Source organism: Streptomyces sp. SBT349 (assembly GCF_001083795.1).
Classification (GTDB): Bacteria; Actinomycetota; Actinomycetes; order Streptomycetales; family Streptomycetaceae; genus Streptomyces.
The window spans coordinates 20,948-28,761 of sequence record NZ_LAVK01000055.1 but is presented as its reverse complement, the minus strand read 5'-3'; the positions used below and the strand labels follow the sequence as shown (position 1 = coordinate 28,761).

General features: G+C 72.9%; 14 protein-coding genes. All 14 read right to left on the bottom strand.

What is annotated here, in order from left to right; genetic code table 11:
• Positions 1-152: 152 nt before the first annotated feature.
• The 14 genes from ADY01_RS09810 to ADY01_RS09750 all read right to left on the bottom strand — a co-directional run bounded on the left by ADY01_RS09810 (position 153) and on the right by ADY01_RS09750 (position 7,774).
• A complete protein-coding gene (locus ADY01_RS09810; protein WP_053170663.1) occupies positions 153-941 on the bottom strand; it encodes a hypothetical protein in 789 nt (262 codons plus the stop codon).
• Entirely contained in the window at positions 938-1,555 is a 618-nt protein-coding gene (locus ADY01_RS09805) for a hypothetical protein (protein WP_049569141.1), read from the bottom strand. Before ADY01_RS09805 ends, ADY01_RS09810 begins: the two co-directional genes overlap by 4 nt.
• Entirely contained in the window at positions 1,552-2,535 is a 984-nt protein-coding gene (locus tag ADY01_RS09800; RefSeq protein WP_049569138.1) for a hypothetical protein, read from the bottom strand. Before ADY01_RS09800 ends, ADY01_RS09805 begins: the two co-directional genes overlap by 4 nt.
• A gap of 9 nt (positions 2,536-2,544) precedes the next feature.
• Positions 2,545-2,682 carry a hypothetical protein gene (locus ADY01_RS39000; RefSeq protein WP_159001076.1) on the bottom strand — a complete coding sequence of 46 codons (138 nt, stop codon included), beginning with the start codon at positions 2,680-2,682 and terminating at the stop codon, positions 2,545-2,547.
• Positions 2,683-2,717: 35 nt separating this feature from the next.
• On the bottom strand, positions 2,718-2,999 hold the full coding sequence (locus tag ADY01_RS09795) for a WhiB family transcriptional regulator (RefSeq protein WP_049569135.1): 282 nt from the start codon (positions 2,997-2,999) through the stop codon (positions 2,718-2,720).
• Positions 2,996-3,874 carry a hypothetical protein gene (locus ADY01_RS09790; protein ID WP_049569131.1) on the bottom strand — a complete coding sequence of 293 codons (879 nt, stop codon included), beginning with the start codon at positions 3,872-3,874 and terminating at the stop codon, positions 2,996-2,998. The genes ADY01_RS09795 and ADY01_RS09790 overlap by 4 nt, the downstream gene beginning before the upstream one ends.
• Entirely contained in the window at positions 3,871-4,245 is a 375-nt protein-coding gene (locus ADY01_RS09785; RefSeq protein ID WP_049569128.1) for a hypothetical protein, read from the bottom strand. Before ADY01_RS09785 ends, ADY01_RS09790 begins: the two co-directional genes overlap by 4 nt.
• Positions 4,242-4,529 carry a hypothetical protein gene (locus ADY01_RS09780; protein ID WP_049569125.1) on the bottom strand — a complete coding sequence of 96 codons (288 nt, stop codon included), beginning with the start codon at positions 4,527-4,529 and terminating at the stop codon, positions 4,242-4,244. Before ADY01_RS09780 ends, ADY01_RS09785 begins: the two co-directional genes overlap by 4 nt.
• A 157-nt stretch (positions 4,530-4,686) precedes the next feature.
• Positions 4,687-4,938, bottom strand: coding sequence for a hypothetical protein (locus tag ADY01_RS09775; protein ID WP_049569120.1), 252 nt, complete (start codon positions 4,936-4,938; stop codon positions 4,687-4,689).
• Complete coding sequence (locus ADY01_RS09770; RefSeq protein WP_049569116.1) at positions 4,935-5,252, bottom strand: hypothetical protein; 318 nt, start codon at positions 5,250-5,252, stop codon at positions 4,935-4,937. Before ADY01_RS09770 ends, ADY01_RS09775 begins: the two co-directional genes overlap by 4 nt.
• A 77-nt stretch (positions 5,253-5,329) precedes the next feature.
• Complete coding sequence (locus ADY01_RS09765) at positions 5,330-5,728, bottom strand: hypothetical protein (RefSeq protein WP_049569112.1); 399 nt, start codon at positions 5,726-5,728, stop codon at positions 5,330-5,332.
• On the bottom strand, positions 5,725-5,967 hold the full coding sequence (locus ADY01_RS38995; protein ID WP_049569107.1) for a hypothetical protein: 243 nt from the start codon (positions 5,965-5,967) through the stop codon (positions 5,725-5,727). The genes ADY01_RS09765 and ADY01_RS38995 overlap by 4 nt, the downstream gene beginning before the upstream one ends.
• On the bottom strand, positions 5,964-6,932 hold the full coding sequence (locus ADY01_RS09755; protein ID WP_078900148.1) for an ATP-binding protein: 969 nt from the start codon (positions 6,930-6,932) through the stop codon (positions 5,964-5,966). Before ADY01_RS09755 ends, ADY01_RS38995 begins: the two co-directional genes overlap by 4 nt.
• The gene (locus ADY01_RS09750; protein ID WP_049569103.1) at positions 6,929-7,774 is read right to left on the bottom strand and encodes a PD-(D/E)XK nuclease-like domain-containing protein; all 846 of its coding nucleotides are present in this window, start codon (positions 7,772-7,774) and stop codon (positions 6,929-6,931) included. The genes ADY01_RS09755 and ADY01_RS09750 overlap by 4 nt, the downstream gene beginning before the upstream one ends.
• Positions 7,775-7,814 lie beyond the last annotated feature (40 nt).

Below are 7,814 nucleotides of genomic sequence, written 5' to 3'. Positions count from 1 at the left end.
GTGTGTGGGTGGCCACGGCGCGGGGTTCGGGCGGGGCGAGCCGTCGTCGCGGGCTTCGTGCGGGACGCGCGCCCTGCCGCGGGGAGTGGTGCAGCGGATCCGGGGGCGGGCCCGGCACGTCGGGCACGGCACGTCCAGCACGCCGCCGGCGGTCACGAGGTGCCGCCGTCGTCGAGGGTGGGCTGGGTCTGCTGGAGCTGGTCGCCCCCGGCGGCCAGCCAGGCGGCGCGGTACTTCTCGACCCAGTCCTCGCAGTCCTTCCGTGCGTGGAACCGGGCGTGGCCCGGCAGGTCGGGTCGCCACAGGTTCGGGCCGGGGAACGCGACGGCCTTCTGTCGTCCGGCGATGGCCTCGCCGCAGCCCATGCAGGCGTCGGCGGGGAACGCCATCCGCACCTGGGAGACGGCGGTCTCCCGGTCGGCGACCTCGTTGGCCTTCTCGTGGCGGCAGGGTGCGAGTTCGCCGCAGGCGACGCACACGGCGTAGTGCTCGGGCAGCACGTCCCACTGGTGGCGGGCGGGACCGCACAGGTGCAGCGGCTTGCGCTTCGGCTTGGCGGGGTCGGCCAGGATGATGACGACGGGGCGGCCGTTCCAGGTGGCCCGCTGGGGTTCCGGCCCGGTGGCGCGTTCGGCGACGAGGGCGCTCAGCCACGTGGCGTGGTGCTGGTCCCAGGCGGTCTCGAACCGCTCGGGCCACAGGTCGCCGGGCCGTTCATCGATGCTGACGACGCGCCAGGGGGCGCGGTCCCAGACGACGAGCACGCCCGGGGCGAGCTGGACGTGGCGGGCCCGGAAGCCGGCAGCGCTGACGCGGTCGGCGAAGCGTCCGGAGGCGGTGGATGCCTGGCCGATGCGCCCGCCGAACTTTCCGATGGGGTCGATGTGGCCGGTGATGGTCGGGGTGCGGGGGCGCCAGCACTTGTCCGGGTCGATGATCATGATGGGGTCCTTTCGGTGGTGGCGGCGGTGACGCGGGCGGGGTGGGCCTTGGGCCGCTCGGCGCCGGACGGCAGTCGGCAAGGGCGGCCGATGGGGGCGTGGCACTTCGGGCAGGCGATCCCCCCGGGGCCGGGGCGGCGCACCTTGGAGGCCGACGCCGCGTCCGCCGGTATGTCCCGCCCGACAGCGGCCAGAGCCCGGGTGGTCCGGCGGGTGGGTGTGCCAGGGCCGAGAGCCCGCTGGCCCGCGTCCGGCCCGGCCAGGCCGTCCGCAACCGCGGCAATCTGCGTCCGCAGCCGGGCGAGGTACTGCTGCGGGGTCTCGTCGGGGTCGCCGTCGTAGCGCAGGTTCGCCAGCCGCTCGCGCCGTAGCTGGCGGGCGATGCTGATGATGTCCGGGGTGGTGATCCGGCGGCGGTCCTTCGGCTCCAGCCCGGCCATGACGACGGCGTAGAAGTGGGTGATGGCGGCCTCGGCGTCGCGGTATCCGACGGCGGCGGCGTTGAGGTCCTGGTGCCAGGCGAGGGTGTCGGCGTCGCCGACGGTCCGCTGGTCGCGGGCGGCGGCCAGGCCGAGGAGCATCCCAACCTGCTCGAAGTCGATGGTCTCGTTCACGATGTCTCCTGGTTGGCGGCGCGGGCGGCGTCGGCTTTGGCCTGCATGCGGCGGCCTGCTTCGATCGCGGCCTGCACGCGCTGGTCGGTGGTGGACGGGCGTGCCGCGCCGGGGCCGGGGAAGGGCACGACGCCGCCGGGGAGTTCGGGGGTGCTGGCGGCCATGGCCTTCCAGGCGGGCAGGAAGTACCGGCCGGAGCGGGGGGTGTTGTGGGCGCCCTGCCAGGAGGCGCGGGCGGAGGTGACGAGTGCCGGCACGCCGCAGCGGCGGATCAGGGCCTCGATCTGGAGCCACTCACCCGGGCGCAGGTCCCAGCCGACGAACAGCCGCTCGGCCTGGAGAGCGGCGACGAGGGGCTGGGAGGCGTCGGGGATCTGGGGTTCGCCGGGCGTCTGGCGCGCGTAGCTAGCTGTCTTTCCCTCTTCCGTAGGAAGAGGGGATGGGATGGGATGGGATGGGACACCCGCTTCACCCTGGAGGGTGTCACGGCGTGACGATCCCTCCTGACCTGCGGTGGAACCCTCAAACGACCCTTCGTTTCCGCGCGGATTCGCGTCGGAATCGGCTTCGTTTCCGCGCGGATTCGCGTTCGTTTCCGCTTCGGAACTGCGTGCGTTCCGCTGCTCGCGGGCTCGGTCGCGGCCTTTCTGCTGCCGCTTCCGGCCGGCTTCCCGAGCCGCCTCGACCTGTTTCCGGGAGCGGTTGTAGTCGAGGAAGTCGTGGATCGTGTAGCCGCTTCCGTCGGGCTGCTCGCACCGCGGGCAGTCGTGCCCGAAGGGGTGGAGCAGCCCGACGGCAACGAGCTTCTTGATGGTCGGAGGCGTGCCGTAGTCACGGACGATCGCAGCGTCCAACTTGCCCTCGGTCAGGTGCCGGGCGGCGTAGGCGCCGAGGCGCACGAACACGCCGACGGCGGCGTTGCCGACCTTGCGGACCTTCGGGTGGGTGTCGAACCCGTCGTCCAGGACGAACCACGGCATGTGGCGCTCCTACTGCTGCTGGTTGGTGGTCGTGGTGCGGGCTGCGCTGACGGCGGCGCGGTGGTGGTCGCACATCCAGCCGTCGGCGCTGAAGCGGGCGGGCTGGCCGCAGACCGGTTGTCCGCGTCCGCATCGGCCGCGGGTCACGGGGGTCCGCGCCGGGGCGACAGACGCGGGGGCGGTCACGGACCCACCGCCTGGGCGGCTTGGGCCTTGCGGGTGCGCCGGCCTTGGAGCTGGGCTCGGGCTTGTGCGGGGAACCCGCCGCGGATGCCGTGCCGCGGGACGCGGCCGGGGGTGAGCGGGTGTTCCTCCGCCATCGCGGCGTCGAGGCAGGCCTGGCGGGCCGGGCATTCGTTCCAGCAGATCCGCAGGGCCTCGGTGGCCTGTTCGGGCGTGGTGGGGTACCACAGTTCGGGGTCCACCGACGCGCAGGCCGCGTTCTCCTCCCAGGCGTGGTTCATGACGCCACCGCCTGCTGCTCGGATTGGCGGTCGCGGGCGCGGGAGATGGACTTCTGCACGTTGTCGCGGGTGACGCCGAGCCGTTCGGCTGCCTGCTGGCGGGTGTAGCCCTGGCGTTCCAGCCACAGGGCGTCCTCGGCGAGAGCGAGGAAGCGCGGGGTTTGGTCGGGTTCAGTCTCGGAGGAGTTGGGGTCGTCGATGCCGCCCCAGTCCTCCCACCACTGAGGGTCGCGCCAACCTGCGCGGCTTGCGCGGGCTCGGGCGCGCTCGGCGGCCGTGGCCGTCACGCCGTGGTCCTGAGGTCGCCGTGCGGCGATCTCGCTGTACAGAGCGTGGACGCCAGTCGCTGTGGACCACGCGACGCTGTTTCCCCGGCGGCTGCGCATGAGCGCACCTACGTAGGAGGGTGCGCACTCCAGACGCCTGGCGATCTCGGTGTTGGGCCATCCGGCAGCCGAGAGGGCGCGGAGGCGGCGCTGGGTTCCGTGGGCTGGGACGCGTGCGCGGCTGGCTGCCGGCGCGGCGTGTGCGGGTTCGGGGACGGCGAGGACGCGGCGTTCGGTGTCGGTGTGGATGCGGCCTTCTCGCCAGGCGATGCGCCGCAGTTGCTCGCTCCTGATGTGGGCGGCGGTGCAGATGTCGTGGTCGTTCATGCCGGCGGTGCGGAGGCGGTTGACGTGTTGGGCGGCGCGTTCGGGGTCGCGGAGGTAGGAGCGGCCGGTTGTGCGGAGGTAGGCGGCTCGCCGGACTTGGGCGGCGGCGCCGGTCTTGCAGTTCTGGCAGCGGCAGCCGCGCCAGTAGCGGCGGGGGTCGCCGTGCTCGAACGCCTCGGCGGGGATGGCGGGGCGGCCGGCGCCCCGGGTCGCGGTGGTCATGCAGCGGCCCTCCAGCCGGAGAACTCGCGCAGGACGTAGAGCCCTATCTCCTTCTTGTGGGTGGGGCCGGAGGTGGAGCGCACCTTGCCGATCTCGACGATGGGCGGGGGCTTCCGGTTGGCCATGGACAGGAACACCAGCCCGGCGGTGCCGTGCGCCATCTCGGGGAGCAGGTCGCGGAAGGTGTTCATTGAGAAGGGGCGTCCGTGGGCGCCGAAGATGTTGATGGCCTGCTCGATGAGGGCCTTGTCCCAGTCGGACACGGAGTCGATGAACGCCGCGAGCTGGTCGTCGAGGCCGGCGGCCTCTCCGGCGGCGGGGTTGACGGTGCCGTGGACGGGGGCGGTGAGCTGGAGCTGCTGGCCGGTCACCGGGTGCCCGCCTCGGCGGTGATGCGGGCGGCGCAGAACCGGCCGCCCTTCCCGGCTGCGAGGTCGAGCCACATGAACTGGCCCGCCGTCATGTCGGGGGTCGCGTGGAAGAAGCAGTCGGCGGCCTCGGGGTGGCCCATCTCTTCGAGGACGGGCCGCATGTACGGGATCGCGTGTGCGGCGACCGCGCGGTGGAACTCGTTGACGTCGTCGGTCGTGATGGTCAGGTCCGGGACGGGGCGGCCGTCGCCGAGGTGTCCGAACTCAACGGTGTACGTGGCCATGTGGTCTCCTTGGGGTGGGCCGCCCCGCCTGTTTGCGGCGGGCGGGGCGGCCGAGGTCATCGGCTGGTGTCGGCGCGGCGTTTGAGGCTGTAGGCGGCGGCGGTAAGTGCCCCGGCCGTGAGCCAGGCGGCGCCGACGAGCAGGTAGGTGGCGGCGTTCACGGCGTGCCGCCGGTGGCGCCTTGGACGGCGTCCCCGTCCCCGTCGTGGGTGACGACGACGGGGGGTCCGGGCTGGTCGGTGGGCTGCTGCTCGGGCGTGCATGCGGCGAGGAGCAGCAGCACCGTGGCGGCACCGGCCGCGACGGCGCGGGCGCCGAGCTGGTACGGGCCGTGGACCGGGCACCAGCGGCGACTGGCGCAGCGGCAGTTGCGGGTGTCACCCTCCGGCGGCGATGTCCGGCCGGTCATCGGGTGGCCTCGGCGGCAGACGGGCGCGCCCGCAGCGTGCCGTCGGCGCTGACCGGGTGGGCGTGCCGGGTGCCGGAGAAGCAGCACCCGATGCCCAACGCAGCGCAGTCCTCGGTGACCTCGGCGGCGTGCAGGGTGACGCGGTCCTGGAACTCGCCGTGGAACTGGGTGACGATCCACAGCCCGGGGTGCCGGGTGGTGTGGTCGAGTTCGACGGTGTCGCCGACCGTGAGGGCGCGCAGGTTCTCGCCGTCGTGCAACTCGACGCTGTCGCAGTCGATCGTGATGGCCTCAGCGGCCGTGGTGTCGTTCATGTGCGTGTGCTCCTGGTGGTTGGGGGTCCCGCCGCCCGGCCCGTGGTCATCCGGGCGGCGGGACCGTGACGCGGGGGTCAGGGGGTGCCGTCGGTCACGCGGTGCGCGGCCAGGACGGCGGGCAGCGGGTCCGGCTCGGGGAGCGGGCTGAGCATCCGCACGCCCTCGAACGGGGCCCGCGGCAGCAACAGCAACTGGCCGGGCGGGTCCGGGACCGGCTGCGGTTCCGGGCCGGGGCCGCTGTCCTCGTCGCGGAACTCGGTGCACCGCCCGTCGACGAACTGCGCCGGGGTCCGGTCGGTGAGGGTCAGCAGCACCAGCGGGCAGCCCTTCGCGTCGTTGCCCTGCCGCGCGGGCCGGTCGTGGACGCACCGGTTGCACCAGGCGTCCATGAACGCCATGCCCTCGTCGCTGTTGGAGAACGGGCCGCCCTCGCGGGACTGCTCGTACAGCGCGTCGTAGTCGCCGAGGCTCACCGCTCGGCCCTCCCGTGCTCGCGGAGGATGCGGGTGATCTCGGCGTTGGCGATGGCGGCGAGCATCTGCCGCATCTCCTCGGCCGCCGCCGCCGCCTCGTCGTCGTCCGGCTCCGGGGCAGGGGTGGGCTCGGGCAGCGGCCACACCGTCTGCACCGCCCGCACCAGCACGGGGACCAGCACACCCGCCACGATCAGGACGGCGGCAGTCAGCACCACGTCGAAGTACGAGGTCGTCACGACGCACCTCCGGCCAGCTTCAGCGCGCCGCCGCGGACCTTGATGAACTCACCGAGGCTCGTGGGCTGCCCCTCGTCGTCGAGGAACGGGCTCGCGAGCAGGCCCGCGTCCTCGACCTCCCGGTACAGCGCCAGCAGGCCCGCGTAGGTGGCGTCCTCCGCGTGGGCCCGGTCGATGTACTCCGCCGGGTCCGCCGCCGGGGCGCCGTCCTCCAGCCACGCCAGCAGCTCCTTGGCGACGTGCGCGCCGTCCGGCTCCTCGATGACCTGCTTGTGCAGGGAGGAGCACCGGGACTTGATGATCGTCAGCGTGTTGTCGACGTCCATCGAGCCGACCACGTCGAACTCGTACTCCACGCCGCGGCGCTGCTCCGCGCGGGTCCCGACCCGCTTCGGCTCCAACGTCCCCTGCTTGTTCCGCTCCAGCGACCACTCGGTGTGCGACCGCATCGTCGCGACGACGTGCCCGGGGTAGGTGAGGAGGGCGTCGATCATCTGGTTCTGCATCGGGGTGCCGTCCTTCCACCCCGCGAACTCGTTGTTGCCGTACTTCTTCTTGGCCCGGTCGACCTGCTCCAACGTGCCGTCGGTGCCCTTCCAGAAGTGGCTGAGGGAGTCGATCAGCACGGTGTCGTACCCGGCGCCCGCCGCGGCGGCGAGCGCCTTGACCAGGTCCCGCGGGTCGTAGCGGTGCATCTGCAACGTGTCGAACTGGATGCCGCGGGTCCCGACATACTTCGACGCCGAGCCGCGCTCGGTGTCGATCACGGCGAGCCGCCCGCCGGCCGCGAGGCCGTGCGCCATGGCGAGCCCGGTCCAGGTCTTCCCGGAGCCGGAGACACCCATCAGGGCGACCCTCGCCTTGGCCTGCTCCTTCGTCGCCGGCCGGAAGGTGAACCCGCCGTCGCCGAACTCGGTGTCGTCGGGCGCCTGTCGGGCGGCGCGCTTGGGCGGGGGCAGGGTCATCGGACGTACTCCTCGGCGTCGCGGTCGGCCGCCCACGGCGGCAGAGACAGGTAGCGGGTGGTGTCGCCGTAGCCCGGCCACAGGCCGGTAGCGGTGCACTCGGCGTAGACCTCGCGGGCCCGCCGGTTCCTCGCCGCCCCCAGCGTCAGCGCGTCCATGTCGAGCTGGACGGTGTTGACGAGGTAGGGCGGCTCTTTCTCCTGGAAGATGAACTCGAAGTCCGCCTCGACGCCGAGGACTTCGCGGACGCCGTCGAGGTAGAAGGCGCCCTGCTGGTGGTAGGCCCACCGGTAGACGGCCTGCTGAATCGCCTCGTCGGACGCGTCCGCCGTGGTCTTGTAGTCCACGACCGTCGGCCGGCCGGGGCCGAGCGGAGGCAGCCAGTCCACCCGGGAGCGGCACCACACGCCGGTCGCGTTGTCGTGCCAGATGAACGACTGCTCCGCCTCACCCTCGGCCAGCAGCTCGGCGGCCCGAGGGTGCTCCCGGACGGCGGCGGCCATCGCGTGCGCCTGCTCGTACTGGTGGGCCAAGAGCGGCACCGCGCCGTCGACGCGGATCTCCGCCCGCTCGGTCTGGGCGTCTGCTGACCGCCAGTTGGGCCGGTCGACGCGCACGACCTCGGGCCCGTCGCCGAGCACGATGGCGTGAGCGGCGGTTCCGAACTCCATGGCGTCAGTTGTGGTCTGCTGGCCGTGCTCGCGCTCGTAGGCGAACTTCGCCGGGCACTGGAGAATCTTTCGCGCGCCCGTCGAGGACAGCGACCCGCCCGGCACCGGGTCGGCGTGGTACTGCTCGGCCGGGATGTCATAGATCCCCGGCACAACGTCGGTCGCCGTCATCGCGGCCCCCAGGTGTGGTTGAGGCCGGCGACCATGCCGA